The sequence below is a fragment of the Mycolicibacter longobardus genome, from assembly GCF_002102265.1.
GTDB lineage: Bacteria > Actinomycetota > Actinomycetes > Mycobacteriales > Mycobacteriaceae > Mycobacterium > Mycobacterium longobardum.
Map to the genome: position 1 here is coordinate 248,570 of NZ_LQPG01000017.1, position 22,313 is coordinate 270,882.

Below are 22,313 nucleotides of genomic sequence, written 5' to 3' on the forward strand. Positions count from 1 at the left end.
ACACACAGCGCGGAGCCGGTTGAGGGAGACACGCCATGACTGAGCCCACCGAACTGACCGCCCTGCAACTGGTCGCCGCCTACACCTCCGGCGAGCTGTCTCCGGTTGAAGCCACCGCGGCTGCGCTGGCCGCGATCACCGAACGCGACGGCGACGTCAATGCCTTCTGCCTGGTCGACGAGGAGGCGGCGCTCTCCGAAGCCCGTAAGTCCGAAGTCCGCTGGAGCGGCAACTACACCAAGGGCCTACTCGACGGGGTGCCCATCGCCGTCAAAGACGTATTCCAGACAACCGGTTGGCCCACCCTGCGGGGCTCGCTGCTCACCGACGACACCGGCCCGTGGCCCGACGACAGCCCGGCGGTGGACAAGATCCGTAACGACGGGATGGTGCTGCTCGGCAAGACGACCACCCCGGAACTGGCCTGGAAGGGCGTCACCGACAGCCCGCGCACCGGTGTCACCCGCAACCCGGCCGACCTCACCCGCACGGCCGGCGGTTCCTCGGGTGGCAGCGCCGCCGCGGTCGCAGCCGGGATGGCGCCCTTGGCGATCGGCACCGACGGCGGGGGCAGCATCCGTATCCCGGCGAGCTTCTGCGGAGTGGTCGGCTTCAAACCCACTCACGGACGGGTGCCGATGTATCCGATCAGTCCGTTCGGTCCGCTGGCACACGGGGGACCGCTCACCCGGACCGTCGAGGACGCCGCCATGCTGTTGGACATCATCGCGCTGCCGGATCACCGCGACCCCACGTCCCTTCCGCCGACGCTGACCACCTATCGCGGTGAACTCCGGCGCGAGGTGGTCGGTCTGGACGTCGCCTATTCGCCGAACCTCGGGTATGTCGATGTCGACCCGCAGATCGAGACCGCGGTCGCCGTGGCGGTGCAGGCGCTGGCCGATGCCGGGCTGAACGTCATGGCCGCCGACCCGGGTTTCTCCGATCCGATCGATGCGTTCGAGGTGCTGTGGGCGACCGGGGTGGCCGGGAGCCTGCGGGGTCGGGAGTCCGACCGCGGGCTCGTCGATCCGGGACTCGTCGACATGTGGGACCGCGGGATGGAAATTTCGGGGGTCGACTATCTGGCCGCCCGCCAGGTCAGTGTCGATCTGGGCATGGTCATGGGGCGGTTCCACGAACGGCACAACCTGCTGATCACGCCGACCACGCCGATTCCGGCGTTCACCGCCGGCCATGACGTGCCGACCGGCTCCGGTATGCGCTGGTGGGCTCAGTGGACGCCGTTCACCTACCCGTTCAACATGACGCAGCAACCGGCGCTGAGCATCCCGATCGGCACCACCTCCGACGGACTGCCGATCGGCATGCAGATCATCGGCCCCCGCCACAGCGACGATCTGGTGCTGGCGGCGGGCTTGTTCGCCGAGCGGGTCTTGGCCTGAGCGGACGCCCGCCGAGAGGTCAGGCGCGGGTGAAGGCCAACTGTTCGCCCATGGCGCCGGCCATCCATAGGTCGTTGCAGGCGGCGGCCATCTCGGCCAGGCCGTCCTCGATGGTCGCGAACACATTGCCCGGCACCCACCCGACATCGCCGTTGACCAACAGGTTGTTGCGGCCGTAGAAGATTGCCAGGTCGGTCGCCCCCAGCGGTGAATTCCCTTGCCCGCCCTCGTCATAGCCGTAGGCGGGATTTCCGATGTCGCCGGCGTCGAAGTCGAAGAAGCAGACATCGCCGGGGATCGGAGTCACCGTGGTGTTCTCCCGCCCCGGAGCGCCCAGCGGCGGCAACAGTGTGTAGACCTCATTGCGGGCGTACTTGCCGTGGTAGGCCTGCCCGGCGACGGGCAACGCATCCCAGACCACGGCGCAGGTCCGCGGTGCCTCGTCGTCGAGAAGTCGTGCCCGGCAAGACACGCCACGCCCGGTGAGCGTGATGGACAGGAAACGTGCCACAGCAGTCCCTTTCCCCGCCCGCCCGGCCTACACCGGATCGAAGACGCGGCTGGCGATGAACGTCGGTCGCGGAACGGCGGCGCCGAACGGTTCCACCAGGGTGTTCTCCACGCTGTTGTAGACGATGAACACATTGGAGCGCGGGTAGGGCGTGATGTTGCTGCTCGACCCGTGCATGCAGTTGCTGTCGAAGAACACCGCAGACCCGGCCGGGCCGGTGATCTGGCGGATTCCGTGCTGGTCGGCCAGCCAGGTGAGGCTGGCATCGTCGGGCGTGCCGATCTCCTGCTGCTTGAGCGAGGAGCGGTAGTGATCCGGCGGGGTCTGGCCCGGGCACGACACGAACCAGCGGTGCGACCCGGGCATGATCATCAGCGATCCGTTGCTGTCCAGGTTCTCGGTGAGGGCCACCGAGACGCTGATCGCACGCGGGGTGGGCATGCCGTCCTCGGCGTGCCAGGTCTCGAAGTCGGAGTGCCAGTAGAACTCCCGGCCGTTGAAGCCCGGCTTGAAGTTGACCCGGCTCTGGTGCACGTACACCTCCGAGCCGAGCAGCTGGCGGACCGGGCCCACCAGGCGCGGGTCGGCGACCAGTGCGGCGAATGCCGGGCTGATCCGGTGCACCTCGAAGATCGAGCGGATCTGCCCGCTGTCCCGCTCACAGATCGAGCGCTCGTCGGCCGCCAGTGCCGCGTCGGCACGCAACCGGTCCAGCTCATTGCGCAGGTCGGCCACCACATCGGGTTCCACCAGGGTGTCGATGGCCAGAAAGCCGTCGGCGTCGAACTTCTCGACACTGGCGGCTCCCAGGGGACCGCTGCCGCCCTCCGGCGTCCACACCACCGGGTCACGCCGGGGTTCGATGCCGATCGTGACGTCGTTGCGGGTGGGGTAGGGATCGGTGCGGGTTTCGGTCAGGGGAGGGGTCACGATGCCGTCTCCTGGGGTTCCTCGACAAGCAGAGGGTAGGCGCCGGTCTCGTCGTGCACCTCCTGCCCGGTGACCGGCGGGTCGAACACGCACACCATGCGCAGGTCGGTGTGGGCCACAACGCGGTGGTGTTCGTGACCGTCGAGCAGGTAGAGGGTGCCGTCACCCAGCGGGTGCACCTCACCGGTCTCGTCGTTGATCAGCTCGCCCTCGCCGCCGACGCAGTACACCGCCTCGACGTGGTTGGCGTACCACATCGAGGTCTCGGTACCGGCGTACAGGATGGTTTCGTGCAGGGAGAACCGCTGTCCGTCGCGGGCCAGCAGCAGCCGCTGACTGTTCCAGGTCTTGGCCTGGACGTCGCGGTCGCTGCCCTTGATCTCGGCGAGGGTACGGACGATCATCGATTGACTCCTGAGGTAGTGCCGGTGAGTTCTCGAGCTGTCACGGCCTCGATCGACTGGGCCGTGATGGTCAGGCCTTCGGCCAGGTCATCGTCATCGATGACCAACGGTGGCATCAGCTTCACCACCTCGCCTTCCGGTCCGGAGGTCTCCAACAACAGGCCGCGCTCGAACGCCTCGCGGCACACCGCACTTGCCAGCTCCGGCCGGTCGAAGGCCACGCCGCGGATCAGACCGCGGCCCCGCTGGGTCACGCCGTCGAGGGGGTCTACCACTTCGGCAAGCGACTGCTCGACCAGTTCGCCCTTGCGCAGCACGGACTTCTCCAGCCGGTTGTCGGTCCAGAAGTTCAGTGCCGCAGCGGCGGTGACGAAGGATGGGTTCTGGCCGCGGAAGGTGCCGTTGTGCTCGCCGGGCTCCCATACGTCGAGCTCGGGCTTCAACAGCGTCAGCGCCATCGGTAGCCCGTAGCCGCTGATCGACTTGGACAGGCAGACGATGTCGGGGACGATGCCGGCCGCCTCGAAGCTGAAGAACGGCCCAGTACGCCCGCAGCCCATCTGGACGTCGTCGACGATGAGCAGCAACTCGTGGCGCCGGCACAGGTCGGCCAGGCCCCGCAACCACTCCAGGCGGGCCACATTGATCCCGCCCTCGCCCTGCACGGTCTCCACGATCACCGCCGCCGGGTCGTTCAGGCCGCTGCCGCTGTCCTCCAGCAGTCGTTCGAACCAGATGAAGTCGGGCACGACGCCGTCGAGGTAGTTATCGTAGGGCATCGGGGTGGCGTGCACCAGCGGGATGCCGGCGCCGCCGCGCTTCATCGAGTTGCCGGTGACGCTCAGCGACCCCAGCGTCATGCCGTGAAAGGCGTTGGTGAAGCTGATGATGCTCTCGCGGCCGGTGATCTTGCGGACCAGCTTCAGCGCCGACTCCACCGAGTTGGTTCCGGTGGGGCCGGGGAACTGGACCTTGTAGTCCAGCTCGCGCGGCTTGAGGATCACCTCGTTGAAGCGCTCCAGGAACTCGGCCTTGGCGACGGTGTTCATGTCGAGGCTGTGCACCACCCGGTCAGAGCTCAGGTACTCCAGCAACGGCGCCCGCAGGTCCGGGTGATTGTGTCCGTAGTTGAGCGCTCCGGCGCCGGCGAAGAAGTCCAGGTATTCCTTGCCGTTGACGTCCCACATCCGGCAGCCGCTGGCACGGTCGAACGTCACCGGCCAGGACCGGCAATAACTTCGTACCTCGGATTCGAGGGTTTCGAAAATAGTCATGATTTCCTCCGTCCGTCGGTCACATACAACGGAACGGAACGACAGGTCGACATCAAACTCGTGCCGCGGGTGATCTCGGCTCGACCTACCACCCCGCTCGCATGCCCCCGCCTAGGTCTGCCAGGGGCTCACGTTTGCGCGGTCGTGACCTTACCGAGACCGATTTGTGATCTCAACCTTGCCACCCTCTCAGTGCCGGAATGGGGGTACCCGCAGCGGTCCGATGCGAAACAGCTCTTCGGCCAAGTGGGATTCGGGAAATAAACCGCCCCCGAACAGCTCGGAGCATTCCAGGGCGGCGTCCCACCTGCGGGCGAAGGCGCCGAAGAGCCTCCGACTCGCGGTGTTGTCCGGTGTGATTGACGTCTCAAGGTGCGTGACCCCCTCGGGGACCAGCGTCGTCGCCAGGTGATCGAGCATCCGGCCGGCCAGGCCGGCCCCGCGGTGCGCGGCGTTGACCGCCACCTGCCAGACCATCAGGGTCTCCGGCTGATCCGGCCGGCGGTAGCCGGTGACGAAGCCGCCGAGTCTGTGCGGCGGTTCCAGCTTCGCCTCTCCTGCGTCGAGCCTCGCTGAACCGCTCGGTTCATGCGGCGGTCCCAGCTTCGCCTCTCCTGCGTCGAGCCTCGCTGAACCGCCGGGCTCACCGGCCACCTCGGCCACCACCGACGTGGCAGCGAAGTCGCGACACCACAGTAGATAGGCGTAGGGCGAGTTGACGTCGAGGGTGGCGCTGTCGACGGCCATCTGCCACAGGGCGGGGCCGTCCGCCACGGTCGGTGTCCGAAGCCGGACGTGAGCCGTATCGGTCATCGTGTCGACGGTACTTGGCGGCAGGGCTCAGGGTCGTACCGACGTGTCGGGCGGGGGCCCGGGGGGCACCCGGAGGGTGCGCAGCGCCTCGCGCACCGAGCGGCCCTCGGGCTCGGCGCTCACCGGCACCACCCGCAGCGCGGCCAGCGGGAACAGCCCGCACAACGCGAAGGCCAGTGGATAGCCCGCGGCGCCGATCAGCGCACCGAACAGCGGGGGAGCGATTCCGGCGGTGAGTCGCTGGGTGGTGTTCTGGGTGCCCAGCGCGCGCCCGCTCCAGTACGGTCCGGCGAGCTCGGCGATCGCCGTGGAGGACAGTCCGTTGTCCAGCACCGTGATCACCGCGGCGACCACCATCGCGGTCTCGGCGAGATGGGAGTGCAGGTGGGCGGTCAGTCCCAGGATCAGCATCGCCACCGCTCCGCCGACGGCGAGGCTGCGTACCGGGCGCAGCCGCGACTGCACGCGGTCGGACCACCGTCCGGCCAGCACCCGCCCGGCCGCGCCGAGCAACTGCGAGATCGTCACCAGGCCGCCGGCCGCCGCGATCGACCAGTTGGTGTCGACGATCAGCCACACCAGCATGAAGGTGGCCAGCACACACTGCGGAACCATCAACAGCGCCGAGGACAAGTGGATGCGCCACAGCACATTCGAGCCGCTGTAGGGGCTGGCCAACTCCGCTCCGGTGGCCGCCGACCGTGGCCTGCGGGGCGGATCGACCACCCCGATGGCGCACGCCACCGCCGCCACCGCGCACAGCGTCGCCGGGAACATCAGCGCCCGCGCCAGGCCGTGCTCGGCAAGTTCGGGAATCACCTCGGCCCCCAACGCGATCCCCAATGGCTGCGCGGTCTGCCGGATGCCCATCACCAGCCCACGTTGGTGCGACGGAAACCAGCCGGTCACCAAGCGGCCGCTGGCGCTGTTGGCGCTGGCCGCGGCCATGCCGCCCAGGAACAGGAAGGCGCCCACCCCGATCAGCGACTGCATGGACGCGGCCGCGAACGTGGCCAGCGCGGTCAGCGCAGAGCCGACGGACAACACGATCCGCTCGCCGATACGGTCCAGCAGGGCGCCCCATCCGAACAGCGTGAGCACCATCCCGAAGCTGGGCATCGACGCCAGCAGACCGGCCATTGCCAGGTTGGTCTCCCGCTTGGTTTCCAGCATGGGGATGACGAAGGCGACACCGTTGATGAAGACGAACGAACACAGCGTGGCGAAGAGGGCGACAATCACGACTGACCAGCGAGCGCCTTTGCTGATCGGCTCGATGGACATCCGACCATGGTTCCACAGGCCCGCCCGCCGGCCACTAGGCTTGCACGAATGCGCCTAGGCCGAATTGCCAGCCCGGACGGTGTCGCCTTCGTCAGTCTGGAGGGTGAGCCGGACCGGCCCGACGACATAACCGCGATGACCGCCCGCGAGATCGCCGAGCACCCGTTCGGCACACCGGAGTTCACCGGCCGGTCCTGGCCGCTGGCCGACGTGCGCCTGCTGGCGCCGATCTTGGCCAGCAAGGTGGTCTGCATCGGGAAGAACTACGCGGCTCACATCGCCGAGATGGGCGGCGCGCCGCCGGCCAACCCGACGATGTTCCTCAAACCCAACACCGCGATAGTCGGGCCGAACGTGCCGATTCAGCTGCCCGCCAATGCTTCCCCCGTCCACTATGAGGGTGAATTGGCCGTGGTGATCTCGCGGCCGTGCAAGGACGTTCCGGCGGCGCGCGCCAAGGACAACATCTTGGGCTACACCATCGGCAATGACGTGTCGGCTCGTGATCAGCAGCAGGCGGACGGGCAGTGGACCCGGGCCAAGGGCCACGACACCTTCTGTCCGATCGGACCGTGGATCGTCACCGACCTCGACCCGGAGGATCTGGCGATCCGCACCGAGGTCAACGGGGTGGTCAAGCAGGACAGCCGGACCTCGCTGATGATGCACGACGTCGGTGCCATCGTGGAGTGGATCTCCGCGGTGATGACGCTGCTGCCGGGCGACATCATCCTCACCGGCACCCCCGACGGCGTCGGCCCCATCGAACACGGTGACACCGTGTCCGTCTCCGTCGAAGGCATCGGCACGCTGTCCAATCCCGTTATCCGCAAAGGAAAGTCGTGACCGCATCTGGTGTACGCGTCCGGTTCTGTCCGTCACCGACCGGCACGCCGCACGTCGGGCTGATCCGCACCGCGCTGTTCAACTGGGCCTACGCCCGCCACACCGGGGGGACCTTGGTGTTCCGGGTGGAGGACACCGACGCCGAACGTGACAGCGAGGAGAGCTACCTGGCGCTGCTCGATGCGCTGCGCTGGCTTCGCCTGGACTGGGACGAAGGCCCCGAGGTGGGCGGACCCTACGGCCCCTATCGGCAGTCGCAACGCGCCGATATCCACCGTGACGTGGTGGCGCAGCTGCTGGCGGCGGGCGAGGCCTACGAGGCGTTCTCGACGCCGCAGGAGGTCGAGGCCCGCCACCTCGCAGCCGGGCGTAACCCAAAGCTGGGCTATGACAACTTCGATCGGGAGCTGACCGCCGACCAGCGGGCCGGCTATCTTGCCGAGGGTCGCAAGCCTGTCGTGCGGCTGCGGATGCCCGATACCGACCTCGGCTGGGAGGATCTGGTGCGCGGGCCGACGTCCTTTCCGGCGGGCACCGTTCCCGACTTCGCGCTGACCCGTGCCAACGGGGATCCGTTGTACACGTTGGTCAATCCGGTCGACGACGCGATGATGAAGATCACCCACGTGCTGCGCGGCGAGGACCTGTTGCCGTCCACGCCGCGCCAGATCGCGCTGTACCAGGCGTTGATGCGTATCGGCATTGCCGATCGGATCCCGGAATTCGCCCATCTGCCAACGGTTCTGGGTGAGGGCACCAAGAAACTGTCCAAGCGCGACCCGCAGTCGAATCTGTTCGCGCACCGAGACCGGGGCTTCATCCCCGAGGGCCTGCTGAACTACCTGGCTTTGCTGGGCTGGTCGATCGCCGACGACCGCGACGTGTTCAGCCTCGACGAGATGGTCGCCGCGTTCGACGTGGTGGACGTCAACTCCAACCCGGCCCGGTTCGACCAGAAGAAGGCCGATGCGCTCAACGCCGAGCACATCAGGCTGCTCGACGTCGACGACTTCACCGCGCGGCTGCGCGGCTATCTCGACACCCACGGTCACGACACCGGTCTGGACGACGCCGGCTTCGCGGCGGCTGCGGCGCTGGTGCAGACCCGCATCGTGGTTCTGGGTGACGCCTGGCCGTTGCTGAAGTTCTTCAACGACGACCACTACGTGCTGGACGAGCGGGCCGCCGCCAAGGAGTTGGGGCCCGACGCCGTGCCCGCCCTGGACGCGGCCATCGCCGCGCTGGAGGGCGTGGGGGACTGGACCACCGCCGAGATCGAGGCCGCGCTGAAGGCGGCGCTGCTGGACGGGCTGGAGCTCAAACCGCGCAAGGCGTTCGGCCCGATCCGGGTCGCGGTCTCCGGAGGGTTGGTCAGCCCGCCGCTGTTCGAGTCGCTGGAACTGCTGGGTTCGGCACGCAGCCTGACCCGGTTGCGGGCCGCTCGCGACGGCGTCGGGGAAGCGCGATGAGTACTTCGCGCTAGAAGTTTGGTAGTCTGCACGTCGGCCCACAGCGGCTGGCCGGAAGTGCTCCAGCGGCACTCTGACCAGCGGTAATGGTCTGCCAATGGGGTATGGTGTAATTGGCAACACAGCTGATTCTGGTTCAGCCATTCTAGGTTCGAGTCCTGGTACCCCAGCAAAATCGGTCCGCCGCAAGCGATTAGGCGGGCCGTATGGGTTGAGCTATGCTGGCAACCCGGAAATGTTCTAGCCCCCGTCGTCTAGCGGCCTAGGACGCCGCCCTCTCACGGCGGTAGCGTGGGTTCGAATCCCATCGGGGGTACTCAAAAAATCAAAAGGCCCGCACCCCTCTCATAGGTGCGGGCCTTTGCTGTCCGTCCGGGTCGCGCGGTCTCAGTCGGTGGCCGGCGCCGTCGACCCGGCCAGCGGCATCGCCGGCAACCCGAGCTTGCGGTGGTCCCAGGACCGGGTGCGCTGTGTGACGATGCGCACAGCAACCCGGTTGTTCATCATCGCGTCGACGCCGGGCTTCATCTCGTCGGTGTAGGGGCCGGTGTAACGCTCCCAGACGCTGACGCCCACCCGGAAGAGGGCGTCCGGGTCGTCGATGATCTCCGCGACACCCTCGAAGGACACCCCGCGCAGCGTGTCGTAGGTCTGGCCGGCCTCCAGCAGGAAGCTGACCCGCGGATCGCGGCGCAGGTTGACCGCCTTCTGCGACTTGGCCTTGGTTTCGAGCCAGATCTCGCCGTCGAGCACCGCGTACCACATCGCGGTCAGGTGCGGCTGGCCGTCGGGGCCGATGGTGGCCAGTGTTCCGGTGCGGTGGGTGGTGACGAAGTCGGCGATCTCGGCGTCGGTCATGACGATCTGTGCGCGCTGCTTGGTTCCCATGCCAGCAGTCTGTCAGGCGGATCAGATCCCCCGGCGAGCAGACACAGAATCGCACTGTGGAGACGATCGACGTGCGATTCTGTGTCTGCTCGCGGTCTGACGCTACGACTACATCCTGGCGGTGAGAGCGTCGGCGGCCGCCAGAAGCTCGGTGGCCCAGCGCGCCCCCGGGCGTCGCCCCATCCGGTCGATCGGGCCCGACACCGAGATCGCTGCCACCACGGCACCACGCTGATCGCGCACCGGGGCCGAAATGCTTGCCACCCCCGGTTCGCGTTCGGCGATGCTCTGCGCCCAGCCCCGCCGCCGCACCTCCGACAGGGTTCGGCTGGTGAACTTGGCCTCCGCCAGCACTTCCTGCTGGACGGCCGGGTCGGCGTAGGCCAGCAGAACCTTGGCTCCCGAACCAGCCGTCATCGGCAGCCGGGCGCCGACGGGGACGGTGTCGCGCAGCCCCGCAGGAGGTTCCAGCGCCGCGACACAGACCCGCGCGGAGCCCTCGCGGCGGTACAGCTGCGCACTCTCGCCGGTGATCTCCCGCAGCCGTGGCAGCACCGCCGCAGCCGCCGCCCGCAGCGGGTCGTCGGCGCGGGCGGCCAGTTCGCTGACCGCAGGACCGATCTGCCAGCGGCCGTCGTCGTCGCGCCCGAGCAGCCGGTGGGTCTCCAGGCCGGCGGCCAGCCGGTGCGCCGTGGCGCGGGGCAGACCGGTGCGATCGCACAGTTCGGCCAACCCGCACGGCGATTCGGCGATGGTGTGCAGCACTGCCAGCGCTTTGTCCAGAACCCCGATGCCGCTATGCTGTCCCATATAAAGATATTAGCGTCTCATAATATGAGACGGCATAGATTGAGGGATGGCAGTGATGTTTGAGACGCAGCAGCCTCGCACCCTGGCCGAAAAGGTCTGGGCAGACCACGTCGTGGTGTCCGGCGGCGGGACCGAACCCGACCTCATCTACATCGATCTGCATCTGGTCCATGAGGTCACCAGCCCGCAGGCCTTCGAGGGTCTGCGCCTGGCCGGACGCCCGGTTCGGCGCCCGGATCTGACCATCGCCACCGAGGACCACAACGTGCCGACGATCGATATCGACAAGCCGATCGCGGATCCGGTGTCGCGCACCCAGGTCGAGACGCTGCGGAGCAACTGCGCCGAGTTCGGCATCCGGTTGCACCCGATGGGCGACGCCGAGCAGGGCATCGTGCACATCATCGGGCCGCAACTGGGGCTCACCCAGCCGGGCATGACCGTGGTCTGCGGCGACAGCCACACCTCCACCCACGGCGCTTTCGGTGCGCTGGCAATGGGTATCGGCACCTCGGAGGTCGAACACGTGCTGGCCACCCAGACGCTGCCGCTGCGGCCGTTCAAGACGATGGCGGTCAACGTCGAAGGGCAGCTGCCGGAGGGCGTGACGGCCAAGGACATCATCCTGGCGGTGATCGCCCAGATCGGCACCGGCGGCGGCCAGGGCTACGTCATCGAATACCGCGGCAGTGCCATTGAGGCGCTGTCGATGGAGGCCCGGATGACGATCTGCAACATGAGCATTGAGGCCGGCGCCCGAGCCGGCATGATCGCTCCCGACGCCACCACCTACGAGTATCTGCGTGGCCGGCCGCATGCGCCGACCGGAGCGGACTGGGACGCTGCCGTGGCCTACTGGAGCGGCCTGCGGACCGACCCGGGCGCCGAGTTCGACGCCGAGGTCTACCTGGACGCGGCCGCGCTGACACCGTTCGTCACCTGGGGCACCAACCCCGGCCAGGGGGTGCCTCTGGGTGCCGCGGTTCCCGATCCGGAGTCGATCAACGACGATGCCGAGCGGCGGGCCGCGGAGAAGGCATTGGCCTACATGGACCTTCAGCCGGGGACGTCGATGCGTGACATCCCGGTCGACACCGTGTTCGTCGGGTCATGCACCAACGGTCGCATCGAGGACCTGCGGGCGGTGGCAGACGTGCTGCGCGGGCGTCACGTCTCCGACAACGTGCGGATGCTGGTGGTGCCGGGATCTATGCGGGTGCGTCATCAGGCCGAAGCCGAAGGCCTCGCCGAGGTTTTCACCGCGGCGGGCGCCGAGTGGCGCGAGCCCGGTTGCTCGATGTGCCTGGGGATGAACCCGGATCAGCTGGCGCCGGGTCAGAGGTGCGCGTCGACCTCCAACCGCAATTTCGAGGGACGGCAGGGCAAGGGCGGGCGGACCCATCTGGTGTCGCCGGCGGTTGCCGCCGCCACCGCCGTCCGCGGGACCCTGTCGGCCCCTTCCGACTTGAACTGACCGACACGGTATTTAAAGGAGCCTAGTCATGGAAGCTTTCCACACCCATACCGGAATCGGAGTCCCGCTGCGGCGGTCCAATGTCGACACCGACCAAATCATTCCCGCGGTCTATTTGAAGCGCATCACCCGGACCGGATTCGAGGACGGCTTGTTCGCCACGTGGCGCACCGACCCGTCCTTTGTGCTGAATCTCAGCCCTTTCGACCAAGGTTCGGTACTGGTGGCCGGGCCGGACTTCGGCACCGGGTCGTCGCGGGAACACGCGGTGTGGGCGCTGCTCGACTACGGGTTCCGGGTGGTGATCTCCTCGCGGTTCGCCGACATCTTCCGGGGCAACGCCGGCAAGGCGGGGTTGTTGGCGGCCCAGGTGGCCCAAGACGATGTGGAACTCCTGTGGAAAGTCATCGAGGAGAGCCCGGGGCTGGAAATCACTGTCAATCTTCAAGATCGGAATATCACCGCCGGAACGGTGGTGGTGGCGTTCACTATTGACGACTACACCGCCTGGCGGTTGTCCGAGGGACTCGACGATATAGGCCTTACGCTGCGGAAACTCGACGAAATCGATTCCTTCGAGGCGGCTCGCCCGGGATGGAAACCGCGCACCCTGCCCGCTTCTTGAGGGCGCGTTCCGGGGCCTAATTCCGGCGGGCGGAGCGGTCGCCTCAGCGCCCTAGGGCGGTAACCGGATTGCCGAATTCGCCGATAATCTCATCTGAAATTGCGCGTGGCTCTTGGATATCAGTGGTATCAGGGTTTACCGTGTGCTCTAGTCGGCTCAAGTAGGGCCACTGGTTTCGGAGGGATTGGATGAACAAAGCAGAGCTCATCGAGGTGCTCACAAAGGAATTGGACACTGACCGCAGGTCGGCGACCGAAGCCGTCGAGCATTTCGTCAATGCCATTGTGCGCGCCGTCCACAAGGGTGAGAGCGTCACCATCACCGGGTTCGGCGTTTTCGAGCGCCGTCGTCGCGCCGCGCGCGTGGCCCGCAATCCCCGCACCGGCGAAACGGTCAAGGTGAAGCCGACGTCTGTCCCGGCTTTCCGGCCTGGTGCGCAGTTCAAGGCGATTGTTTCTGGCGCGCAGCGTGTCCCGTCCGAGGGACTTGCCGTCAAGCGCGGTGCCGGTGCCACGGCGGCGAAGCCGGCGAAGAAGTCGGCAGCCAAGAAGGCCACCAAGGCCGCCGCGAAGAAGTCGCCGGCCAAGAAGGCCACCAAGGCGGCGGTGAAGAAGGCTCCGGCCAAGAAGGTGGTCGCTAAGAAGGCGGCGACCAAGGCTCCGGCCAAGAAGGTGGTCGCCAAGAAGGCGGCGACCAAGGCTCCGGCCAAGAAGGTGACCGCCAAGAAGACGGCGACCAAGGCTCCGGTCCGCAAGGCCGCGACCAAGGCTCCGGCTAAGAAGGTGGTCGCTAAGAAGGCGGCGACCAAGGCCGTCGCGAAGAAGGCTCCGGCCAAGAAGGCCACCAAGGCCACGGCACGAAAAGGCCGTAAGTAGCAACGAATAGCCGAGCGCCGCGGGGTAACCCCCCGCGGCGCTCGGTCGTTCACACCAACGCTTGGGCCGCCAGCGGACTGCCGAGGTGGTCTGCGGCGATCAGCCGGCCGCCCGACAGCGACAGCACCCAGGTGCTGCCCTTGCGGTTGCGGGACTTGTCCGGGCTGATGCCGTCGCGGTAACACCACCACGAGATCAGGTCCGGAATCACCTTGCCCTGCGTACAGATAACCGGCGTACCGCCCAGCCGGGCGATCTCCAGCACCCTGCGGCGGGCGATCTTCGGGTTGCCGGAATAGGACTCTTCTGTCAGAGCCGGCTCGTTGTGCACGCTCACGCCGAGCTCGGCGGCCAGCGGTTCCACGGTCTGGTGGCAGCGCACCCGGTCTGCCGCGTATACCGTGGCCGCACCGAAGGCCAGCAGCTGACCGGTGAGGGCCTCGGCTTGGGCGCGGCCCTTCTTGTCCAGCGGACGCCGGCTGTCGTTGCCGGAGAACCGCGACCGGCGCCCGGCGGTGCCGTGCCGCACGATCAACACCGTCTCGGTGTCGGCGGGAGCCTTGGCGAACCGTCGCAGTATCTTCCGGTCGTAAGGGTAGTGCAGTTCCTTCATCGCGTCGGCGACCGGCAGCCAAACCAGATCGTCCACCTCGTGGTTGGGTACGAAGTCACCGCCCAATGCCCGTGCGGTCCAATACCGCACCTTCTTGACGCCCTGCTGGACCGGATAGCTGACCGCCCCAAGCCGTCGGCCCAGGTGTGCGTGTTGGCCGGTCTCCTCGAGAATCTCCCGCACGGCCGTGACCGGTTCGGTCTCACCGGGATCGACCTTGCCCTTGGGCAGTGACCAGTCGTCGTAGCGGGGGCGGTGGATGAGGGCCACCTCGACTGCCTTGCGTCGCTTCCGCCACAGCACCGCGCCGGCGGCGTAGACGACCTTGTCCGCCGTCCCGGAACCATTCGACACCGTCGTCTCGAGCACCTTCCACTCCTGCAGGTCAATTCGGGCCTCGGCGGCGGCGGTCGACCGCCGGACGTCAGGGATTGCGGTGTCGCTCAATCAACGACGCCTGGTGGTCACGCACCGTCGCCCCGGCCTGCGGTGCCGCCGTCCACTGGCCGTCGGGCCCGAGCTCCCAGCAACGGGTGGCCGGATCCATCGCGGAGTCGAACACATCGCCCAGTTGCGCGCTCAGCCGTGGGTTCTTCACCTGCACCATCACCTCGACGCGGCGGTCTAGGTTGCGGTGCATCATGTCGGCACTACCGATCCAGAATTCGTCGATGGCTTCGCAGTGAATGATGCGGGAGTGTTCCAGGAAACGGCCGAGAATCGACCGGACGACGATGTTCTCCGAGAACCCCTCGACTCCCGGCCGCAGGGCACAGATCCCGCGCACCACCAACTCGACCCGCACCCCGGCCCGCGAGGCGCGGTAGAGCGCGTCGATCACCTGCTCGTCGACCAGTGAGTTGAGCTTGAGCCGAATCCGGCCGTTTCCGCCGTCACGATGCGCGGCGACCTCGCGCTCAATGCGTTCGATGATCCCGGTCCGCACACCGTAGGGGGCCACCAACAGATTGCGGTAGGCGACCTTTCGCGAATAGCCGGTCAACGAGTTGAACAGGTCGGTCAGGTCGGCGCCGATGTCCGGGTCGGCGGTCAACAGGCCTACATCCTCATAGAGGCGCGCGGTCTTGGTGTTGTAGTTGCCGGTGCCGATGTGGCAGTACCGCCGGATCGCCGCGCCCTCGCGCCGTACCACCAGCGCTACCTTGCAGTGCGTCTTCAGCCCGATCAGCCCGTACACCACATGCACACCGGCCTGTTCCAGTTTGCGTGCCCACTTGATGTTGGCCTGCTCGTCGAACCGGGCCTTGATCTCGACCAGCGCCACCACCTGTTTGCCGGCCTCGGCGGCGTCGATCAATGCGGTGACGATCGGCGAATCACCCGAGGTGCGGTACAGGGTCTGCTTGATCGCCAGCACACCCGGATCGGCGGCGGCCTGCTCGACGAACCGCTGCACGCTGGTGGCGAACGAGTCGTAGGGATGGTGCACCAGCACGTCGCCCTCCCGCAGGGTGGCGAAAATACTTTTGGGGGTTTCCCGTTCGGCGAATGCCGGATGTGTCGCCGGGACCAGGGTGCGGTCCTTGAGATCCGGCCGGTCCTGACCGTAGATCTGCCACAGCGACGACAGATCCAGCAGGCCGGGCACCTCGATGACGTCGCCGGGGTCCACATCGAGCTCGCGCAGCAACAGCTCCAGCATGTTCTCGGTCATGTCGTCGGCGACTTCAAGGCGCACCGGCGATCCGAACCGACGCCGCGCCAACTCCCGTTCCAAGGCCTGCAGCAGGTCCTCGTCGCGGTCCTCCTCGACTTCGAAGTCGGCGTTGCGGGTGATGCGGAACGCGTGATGCTCGACGATCTCCATGCCGGGGAACAGCACCGGCAGGAACGCCGCGATCAGTTCCTCCATCGGCAGGAAACGAACCACGCCGTTGTTGTCACTGCCGCTCGCGCGGGCATCGAGTTCGACGAAACGGTCGACGTTGTCGGGAACCTTGACCCGCGCGAAGTGACTTCCCCCGTCCTCGGGCCGCTTGACCGTCACCGCCAGATTGAGGCTGAGCCCGCTGACGAACGGGAAGGGGTGGGCCGGATCGACGGCCAGCGGCGTCAGGACCGGGAACACCTGCTCATGGAAGTACACCCACAACTGGTCGCGCTCGGCCGGCAGCAGGTCGGCCCAGGTGACGACGTGGATGCCTTCGGCGGCCAGCGCCGGGCGCACCGAATCGAGGAACACCCGGGCGTGGCTGGTGGCGATCTGCTGGGTCTGCTCGCCGATTCGGCGCAGTTGCTCGCGCGGAGTCAGGCCGTCGGCCGAGCGCACCGACAGGCCCATCTCGTCGCGGCGTTTGAGACCGGCGACCCGGACCATGTAGAACTCGTCGAGATTGGAGGCGAAGATCGCCAGGAACTTGGCCTGCTCCAACAGCGGCAGTGAGGTGTCGGCGGCCAGCGCCAGCACCCGCGCGTTGAAGTCCAGCCAGCTCAGCTCGCGATTGAGGTAGCGATCCGCGGGCAGCTCATCATCGCCGCCGGCCGGCGGGGCCGCGGTCGCGGCCGGCGGAGCGGACGGAGTGCCGTCATGTGGACGCCAATCGGTCTTGTCGCTGTGCGTCTCGGTGAGTTCCCCGGTCTCGATGTCGTCCACTCGGAAATCATTACTCATCACAGGGTGTTGCTGCCACCGGTCTTGGCGCGCGCGAGTGCGCGCGCCGTCGCCGCGCCGACCCCGAGCCGCCGCGCCACCGCCAGATCTTCCGGCGTGTCGATGTCGCAGCGCAGGCCGGGCCAGGCTCCGGTCAGCTCCAGCGCGCCGGATTGCCGGTGCCGCTTCGACGAATCCCGGCCGAACCGCGGGTCCAGGGTGGTGCCGAACGCGAAGAGCGCCGCGGTGCCCATCCCGTGCCGGTCCGCGACGAAGCTGCGCGGGTGCGTCCGCGCGGCGGCGATCGCCTCGTCCAGCTCGTAGGACTGCAATGCAGGCAGATCACCCTGCAGCACAACGATGTTCGACACCGACCCGGTCACCGAGCGTTCGGCGGCGGCGAGCGCGTTGTTCAGCGGGTCGCCGTGACCGTCCGGAGTCGGATCCTCCAGCACCTCGGCCCCCAGCTCGGCGGCGGCTGCGGCGGCGGCCTCATCGGGAGTGACCACCGTGATGTGCTCCAACCCCTCGGCTGCCGACGCCGCGGTGATGGTGTCGACCAGCATGGCCAGCACCACCGCCTCTCGCAGCGGCGCCGGAAACGCCGGCGCCAGCCTGGTCTTGGCCACGCTGAGCCGCTTGACGGCGATGATCAGGCCGATACCGGATTCCTCGGCCTGTGCGGAGTTCACAAGAGACATCCTGCCAGCGATGGGCTCGGCCTCCGCGTAGCCGCTGGTACACGCTGATCGATTCCCACTAGGGTGATGCGCCTATAGGGAGGTGATGTCAGGTGGCCGGCACTGAGGGCACTGTCGCGGTAATGGGAGCCGGCGCGTGGGGCACCGCCCTGGCCAAAGTGCTTGCCGACGCCGGCAGCCAGGTCAGACTCTGGGCTCGCCGGCCCGATATCGCCGCCCAGATCAACGAGACTCGCCGCAACCCCGACTATCTGCCGGGCTACCTGGTGCCCGAGGCGGTGCGCGCCACCAGCGACCCGGCCGAGGCCGTGGACGGCCTGACCACCATCGTGCTGGCCGTGCCGGCCCAGACCATGCGGGCCAATCTTCAGGCGTGGACACCGCATCTGACCGACAGCGCCACCCTGGTCAGCGTCGCCAAGGGCATCGAACTCGGCACGCTGATGCGGATGAGCCAGGTGATCGCTGCGGTGAGCGGGTTCGATCCCGGCCAGGTCGCGGTGGTGTCCGGCCCCAACCTTGCGGCCGAGATCGCCGCCGGACAGCCCGCGGCGACCGTGGTCGCCTGCACCGATTCCGGTCGTGCGGTCGCGCTGCAGCGGATGCTCAACACCGGCTACTTCCGTCCCTACACCAACGCCGACGTGATCGGCACCGAGATCGGCGGCGCCTGCAAGAACGTCATCGCCCTGGCCTGCGGGATGGCGGCGGGGGTGGGCCTGGGCGAGAACACCGCGGCGGCGATCATCACCCGGGGCCTGGCCGAGATCATTCGCCTGGGTGTTGCGCTGGGGGCCAAGGGCGCCACCCTGGCCGGCCTGGCCGGGGTGGGTGATCTGGTGGCGACCTGCACCTCGCCGCATTCGCGCAACCGATCATTCGGGGAACGGCTGGGCCGGGGTGAGGCGATGCCGCCGGTGCCGGGTTCCACGGGGTTGTCCAGCACCGCCGACGGCCATGTCGTCGAGGGCGTGACGTCCTGCCAGTCGGTGCTGGCGCTGGCCTCGAGCTATGACGTGGAGATGCCCCTGACCGATGCCGTGCACCGGGTCTGCCACATGGGGTTGTCGGTCAACGAGGCGGTGGCGCTGCTGCTGGGACGTCGCACCAAACCGGAGTAGGCGGTCCCGGTTCATGGGGCGGTCCAGCTTCGCCTCTCCTGCGTCGAGGCTCGCTGACCGCCCGGGTTCATGGGGCGGTCCAGCTTCGCCTCTCCTGCGTCGAGGCTCGCTGACCGCCCGGTACCCTCTGCGTGTGAATTCCCAACGCACCCGCGTGGCCGTCGTCTTCGGCGGCCGCAGTAGCGAGCACGCCATCTCCTGCGTCTCGGCGGGCAGCATCCTGCGCAACCTGGATCCACAGCGTTTTGAGGTCGTCGCGGTCGGCATCACCCCGGAGGGGGCATGGGTGCTCACCGACGGCAATCCGGACGCGCTGGCGATCACCGACCGGCAGCTGCCGACGGTCAGCACGGCTTCCGGTGCCGAACTGGCTCTGGCCGCCGACCCACAGCGAGCCGGTCAGCTGGTCGCGATGTCGTCCACCGGACCCGCGGAGGTGCTGGAGTCGGTGGACGTGGTGTTTCCGGTGCTGCACGGCCCCTACGGCGAGGACGGCACCGTGCAGGGCCTGCTGGAGCTCGCCGGGGTGCCGTATGTGGGCGCCGGAGTGCTGGCCAGTGCCGCCGGGATGGACAAGGAGTTCACCAAGAAGCTGCTGGCGGCCGAGGGGCTGCCGATCGGCCCGTATGCGGTGCTGCGGGCCGCCCAGGAGACGTTGTCGATGCAGGACCGGGAGCGGTTGGGGCTGCCGTTGTTCGTCAAACCGGCGCGCGGCGGGTCCTCGATCGGGGTCAGCCGGGTGACGTCTTACGACGAGCTTGCCGCTGCGATCGCCGAGGCCCGCCGACACGACCCGAAGGTGATCGTGGAGGCCGCGATCGTCGGCCGTGAAATCGAGTGCGGGGTACTCGAATTCCCCGACGGCACGGTGGCAGCCAGCACGGTGGGGGAGATCCGGGTCGCCGGTGTGCAGGACCGCGACGACTCCTTCTACGACTTCGCCACCAAGTACCTCGACGACGCGGCGGAACTCGACGTGCCCGCCAAGATCGACGACGATGTCGCGGACGCGGTGCGGCAGTTGGCGATTCGTGCGTTCGCCGCGCTGGACTGCCAGGGCCTGGCCCGGGTGGACTTCTTTCTGACCGACGACGGTCCGGTGATCAACGAGATCAACACCATGCCCGGGTTCACCACGATCTCGATGTACCCGCGGATGTGGTCGGCCAGCGGTGTCGACTACCCGACGCTGCTGGCGACGATGGTCGACACCGCGCTGGCCCGCGGGGTGGGGTTGCGCTGAGCACAACCGCCATCCTTCGGTGAGACACAAAGTCGCGCGCCGTGGGGGAAAAACGTGCGATTCTGTGTCTGGTCGGCGAAGTTAATGTGGTGGTGCCGGCTTGATCCGCTCTGCCGGAACCTTTGTGGCGACCAGATCCGAAAGCTCCTGAATCGGAGTCGGTCCCGAACCCGGCGGCAGTGTCAGCGCCAGATAGACCTTCCGGTCGACCGCGTACCAGGTGGCGCGGTCCCCTTCGCGGACCTCGAACCACTGCACCTTGTTGACCACCTGGATGGGCGAACCGACCACGAAGTCGGCGGGCCGATTCAGCCCGCACCGCAACACCACCATCCCACCGTCGTCGGCGGTCCAGGCCGCAGCGCCCGGCGGTGCCGGCGCGGCGAGCCCGGCCCGCTGATAGTCACCCAGCTGCTGCGGCAGCGCGTGGAGCACCGCGCGGCAGGCTTCGCTGTCGGCGCGCGGGGCCGGCACTGCCGCGAGCCGGACCGGTGCGGCGGGCCGCCTGCCCGGGCGCTGCGCCACCGCCACCGCCAGCACCGCGCCCACCGCGGCCACGGCCACCACCAACGCGACGATCAGCGCGACGGGACGCGGCTCGTGCGCGTCGTTTTCCGGATTGATCACGTCCCACGCTCCCTCTGCTCACACCTACACTCCAGGCTGTGCGCGGTAACGAGCCCACCCTGGGTCAGCTTGGAGAGTTTCCCATGATCGACCGGCTGGTGGCCGGTCGCCACCAACCCGACACCACGGAACTGGGGCCCGGCGACGACGCGGCGGTGGTGCGTTGCGCTGACGGCCGCACCGTCGTGTCCACCGACATGCTGGTGGAAGGCCGGCATTTCCGGCTGGACTGGTCGACCCCGCAGCAGGTCGGGCGCAAGGCGATCGCGCAGAACGCCGCCGATATCGAGGCGATGGGGGCGCGCCCCACGGCGTTCGTCGTGGGCTTCGGCGCACCGGCGCACACTCCCGCCGCCGACGCCACCGCCCTGGCCGACGGAATGTGGGCCGAATCCGGCCGGCTCGGGGCCGGTGTGGTGGGCGGCGATCTGGTCGCGGCGGACTGCTGGGTGGTGTCGGTGACGGCGCTGGGAGATCTGGCCGGCCGGACCCCGGTGCTGCGGTCCGGCGCGCGGCCCGGCGCGACCGTGGCCGTGGCCGGCGAGCTGGGCCGCTCGGCGGCGGGTTTTCGGCTGTGCAGCGAGAGCGTGGGCGGCACGGGGGACTTCGACGAGCTGCGCCGGCGCCACCTGGTTCCGGAACCGCCTTACGGGCAGGGTGCGGTGGCCGCCGACGCCGGGGCGCAGGCGATGACCGACGTCTCCGACGGCCTGATCGCCGACCTCGGGCACCTGGCCACCGCGTCGCAGGTGACGATCGACGTGTCCACCGCCGCCCTGGCTGCCGATCACCAGGCCTTGGTGCCTGCCGGCGCCGCGGTCGATGCCGACCCGTGGACGTGGGTGCTGGGCGGGGGAGAGGACCACGCGCTGGTCGCCGCGTTTCCCGACGCGCCGCCGACCGGCTGGCGGGCCATCGGACGCGTACTGGAGGGACCGGCGCGGGTGTTGGTCGACGGGGCGGTGTGGGGCGGGGATGCGGGCTGGCAGTCGTTCGGCTCGCCGGCCCCGTTACGTTGAGACACCATGAGTGCGCGTCCACTTCCTGAACTTGTCGAGAGCGGCTGGGCTACCGCGCTGGCGCCGGTGACCGATCAGGTGGCGCTGATGGGGCAGTTCCTGCGGGAGGAGGTCGCAGCCGGACATCGCTACCTGCCGGAAGGGCAGAACATTCTGCGCGCCTTCACCTTTCCGTTCGACAACGTGCGGGTGCTGATCGTCGGACAGGATCCCTATCCGACGCCCGGCCACGCGGTGGGCCTCAGTTTCTCGGTCGCTCCGCAGGTGCGGCCGCTGCCGCGCAGCCTGGAGAACATCTTCACCGAGTACACCGCCGACCTCGGCTATCCTCGGCCTTCCAACGGCGACCTGTCGCCGTGGGCGCAGCGGGGTGTGCTACTGCTCAACAGGGTGCTCACCGTCCGGCCCGGCACCCCGGCGTCGCACCGCGGCAAGGGCTGGGAGGCGGTCACCGAATGCGCGATCCGCGCGCTGGTGGCACGCAGTCAGCCGATGGTGGCGATCCTGTGGGGGCGCGACGCGGGGACGCTCAAACCGATGCTGTCCGACAACTGCGTCGCGATCGAGTCACCGCACCCGTCGCCGCTGTCGGCGTCGCGGGGGTTCTTCGGATCGCGGCCGTTCAGCCGCGCCAACGAGCTGCTGGCGCAGTTGGGCGCCGAGCCGATCGACTGGCGGCTGGAGTAGCCGGAACTAATGGGAGTCGATCAGCGTGGCGTTGACGGGTTTGGGGTGTTGGTCGCGGGACGCTGATCATCGAGCCGCTGGC

Annotated in this window: 22 protein-coding genes and 2 tRNA genes; 12 read left to right on the forward strand and 12 right to left on the reverse strand. The window is 68.1% G+C overall.

Annotation, left to right across the window (positions count from 1 at the left end; genetic code table 11):
* Positions 1 to 35: 35 nt before the first annotated feature.
* Entirely contained in the window at positions 36 to 1,406 is a 1,371-nt protein-coding gene (locus AWC16_RS09720) for an amidase (protein ID WP_085264526.1), read from the forward strand.
* Between the two features lie 19 nt (positions 1,407 to 1,425).
* Here the strand turns inward: AWC16_RS09720 and AWC16_RS09725 are convergent, their stop codons facing one another.
* From AWC16_RS09725 to AWC16_RS09750, 6 genes are all read right to left on the reverse strand, one after another.
* Positions 1,426 to 1,917 carry a DUF3830 family protein gene (locus AWC16_RS09725; protein WP_085264527.1) on the reverse strand — a complete coding sequence of 164 codons (492 nt, stop codon included), beginning with the start codon at positions 1,915 to 1,917 and terminating at the stop codon, positions 1,426 to 1,428.
* 27 nt (positions 1,918 to 1,944) lie between these two features.
* A complete protein-coding gene (gene thpD, locus AWC16_RS09730; protein WP_234812192.1) occupies positions 1,945 to 2,847 on the reverse strand; it encodes an ectoine hydroxylase in 903 nt (300 codons plus the stop codon).
* Positions 2,844 to 3,251, reverse strand: coding sequence for an ectoine synthase (locus tag AWC16_RS09735; RefSeq protein ID WP_085264528.1), 408 nt, complete (start codon positions 3,249 to 3,251; stop codon positions 2,844 to 2,846). The genes thpD and AWC16_RS09735 overlap by 4 nt, the downstream gene beginning before the upstream one ends.
* Entirely contained in the window at positions 3,248 to 4,525 is a 1,278-nt protein-coding gene (ectB, locus tag AWC16_RS09740) for a diaminobutyrate--2-oxoglutarate transaminase (protein WP_085264529.1), read from the reverse strand. Before ectB ends, AWC16_RS09735 begins: the two co-directional genes overlap by 4 nt.
* Positions 4,526 to 4,714: 189 nt before the next feature.
* Complete coding sequence (locus AWC16_RS09745; protein ID WP_234812193.1) at positions 4,715 to 5,338, reverse strand: GNAT family N-acetyltransferase; 624 nt, start codon at positions 5,336 to 5,338, stop codon at positions 4,715 to 4,717.
* Positions 5,339 to 5,365: 27 nt separating this feature from the next.
* Positions 5,366 to 6,622: an MFS transporter gene (locus AWC16_RS09750; protein WP_085264530.1), complete on the reverse strand. Its 1,257-nt coding sequence runs from the start codon at positions 6,620 to 6,622 to the stop codon at positions 5,366 to 5,368.
* Between the two features lie 48 nt (positions 6,623 to 6,670).
* Between AWC16_RS09750 and AWC16_RS09755 the strand changes: the two genes are divergently transcribed.
* The 4 genes from AWC16_RS09755 (at position 6,671) to AWC16_RS09770 (ending at position 9,253) form a co-directional block, all read left to right on the forward strand.
* The gene (locus AWC16_RS09755) at positions 6,671 to 7,468 is read left to right on the forward strand and encodes a fumarylacetoacetate hydrolase family protein (RefSeq protein ID WP_085264531.1); all 798 of its coding nucleotides are present in this window, start codon (positions 6,671 to 6,673) and stop codon (positions 7,466 to 7,468) included.
* Positions 7,465 to 8,937: a glutamate--tRNA ligase gene (gene gltX / locus AWC16_RS09760; RefSeq protein WP_085264532.1), complete on the forward strand. Its 1,473-nt coding sequence runs from the start codon at positions 7,465 to 7,467 to the stop codon at positions 8,935 to 8,937. Before AWC16_RS09755 ends, gltX begins: the two co-directional genes overlap by 4 nt.
* Positions 8,938 to 9,035: 98 nt before the next feature.
* Positions 9,036 to 9,107, forward strand: a tRNA-Gln gene (locus tag AWC16_RS09765).
* 73 nt (positions 9,108 to 9,180) lie between these two features.
* Positions 9,181 to 9,253 (forward strand) — tRNA-Glu (locus AWC16_RS09770).
* 71 nt (positions 9,254 to 9,324) lie between these two features.
* Here the strand turns inward: AWC16_RS09770 and AWC16_RS09775 are convergent.
* Together AWC16_RS09775 and AWC16_RS09780 are read right to left on the reverse strand one after the other, a co-directional pair.
* The gene (locus AWC16_RS09775; RefSeq protein ID WP_085264533.1) at positions 9,325 to 9,825 is read right to left on the reverse strand and encodes a PPOX class F420-dependent oxidoreductase; all 501 of its coding nucleotides are present in this window, start codon (positions 9,823 to 9,825) and stop codon (positions 9,325 to 9,327) included.
* Between the two features lie 108 nt (positions 9,826 to 9,933).
* Complete coding sequence (locus tag AWC16_RS09780; RefSeq protein ID WP_085264534.1) at positions 9,934 to 10,635, reverse strand: IclR family transcriptional regulator; 702 nt, start codon at positions 10,633 to 10,635, stop codon at positions 9,934 to 9,936.
* Positions 10,636 to 10,690: 55 nt separating this feature from the next.
* Here AWC16_RS09780 and leuC point away from each other — a divergent pair, with 55 nt between their 5' ends.
* From leuC to AWC16_RS09795, 3 genes are all read left to right on the forward strand, one after another.
* A complete protein-coding gene (leuC, locus tag AWC16_RS09785; RefSeq protein WP_085264577.1) occupies positions 10,691 to 12,109 on the forward strand; it encodes a 3-isopropylmalate dehydratase large subunit in 1,419 nt (472 codons plus the stop codon).
* Positions 12,110 to 12,137: 28 nt separating this feature from the next.
* The gene (gene leuD / locus AWC16_RS09790) at positions 12,138 to 12,734 is read left to right on the forward strand and encodes a 3-isopropylmalate dehydratase small subunit (RefSeq protein ID WP_085264535.1); all 597 of its coding nucleotides are present in this window, start codon (positions 12,138 to 12,140) and stop codon (positions 12,732 to 12,734) included.
* Between the two features lie 188 nt (positions 12,735 to 12,922).
* Entirely contained in the window at positions 12,923 to 13,609 is a 687-nt protein-coding gene (locus AWC16_RS09795; protein ID WP_085264536.1) for an HU family DNA-binding protein, read from the forward strand.
* Between the two features lie 49 nt (positions 13,610 to 13,658).
* Here the strand turns inward: AWC16_RS09795 and mutT1 are convergent, their stop codons facing one another.
* From mutT1 to cofC, 3 genes are read right to left on the reverse strand one after another with little or no spacing between them, the layout of a single operon-like run.
* Positions 13,659 to 14,591 (reverse strand): 8-oxo-(d)GTP phosphatase MutT1, encoded by a 933-nt coding sequence (mutT1, locus tag AWC16_RS09800; RefSeq protein WP_085264578.1) that lies wholly within the window; start codon positions 14,589 to 14,591, stop codon positions 13,659 to 13,661.
* A gap of 55 nt (positions 14,592 to 14,646) precedes the next feature.
* On the reverse strand, positions 14,647 to 16,857 hold the full coding sequence (locus AWC16_RS09805) for an RNA degradosome polyphosphate kinase (RefSeq protein ID WP_109561342.1): 2,211 nt from the start codon (positions 16,855 to 16,857) through the stop codon (positions 14,647 to 14,649).
* The gene (gene cofC, locus AWC16_RS09810; RefSeq protein WP_085264538.1) at positions 16,854 to 17,534 is read right to left on the reverse strand and encodes a 2-phospho-L-lactate guanylyltransferase; all 681 of its coding nucleotides are present in this window, start codon (positions 17,532 to 17,534) and stop codon (positions 16,854 to 16,856) included. Before cofC ends, AWC16_RS09805 begins: the two co-directional genes overlap by 4 nt.
* A gap of 92 nt (positions 17,535 to 17,626) precedes the next feature.
* On the opposite strand from cofC, the gene AWC16_RS09815 reads away from it, so the two are divergent.
* Positions 17,627 to 18,655 (forward strand): NAD(P)H-dependent glycerol-3-phosphate dehydrogenase, encoded by a 1,029-nt coding sequence (locus AWC16_RS09815; RefSeq protein ID WP_109561343.1) that lies wholly within the window; start codon positions 17,627 to 17,629, stop codon positions 18,653 to 18,655.
* A 127-nt stretch (positions 18,656 to 18,782) separates the two neighbouring features.
* On the forward strand, positions 18,783 to 19,898 hold the full coding sequence (locus AWC16_RS09820; RefSeq protein ID WP_420094298.1) for a D-alanine--D-alanine ligase family protein: 1,116 nt from the start codon (positions 18,783 to 18,785) through the stop codon (positions 19,896 to 19,898).
* Between the two features lie 81 nt (positions 19,899 to 19,979).
* Here the strand turns inward: AWC16_RS09820 and AWC16_RS09825 are convergent, their stop codons facing one another.
* Entirely contained in the window at positions 19,980 to 20,525 is a 546-nt protein-coding gene (locus AWC16_RS09825; RefSeq protein ID WP_085264541.1) for a DUF3515 domain-containing protein, read from the reverse strand.
* A 38-nt stretch (positions 20,526 to 20,563) separates the two neighbouring features.
* On the opposite strand from AWC16_RS09825, the gene AWC16_RS09830 reads away from it, so the two are divergent.
* Both AWC16_RS09830 and AWC16_RS09835 read left to right on the forward strand, forming a co-directional pair.
* Positions 20,564 to 21,544, forward strand: coding sequence for a thiamine-phosphate kinase (locus AWC16_RS09830; RefSeq protein ID WP_272937812.1), 981 nt, complete (start codon positions 20,564 to 20,566; stop codon positions 21,542 to 21,544).
* A gap of 6 nt (positions 21,545 to 21,550) precedes the next feature.
* Positions 21,551 to 22,231, forward strand: a complete 681-nt coding sequence (locus AWC16_RS09835; protein WP_085264543.1) for a uracil-DNA glycosylase — start codon at positions 21,551 to 21,553, stop codon at positions 22,229 to 22,231.
* Positions 22,232 to 22,313: the final 82 nt, after the last annotated feature.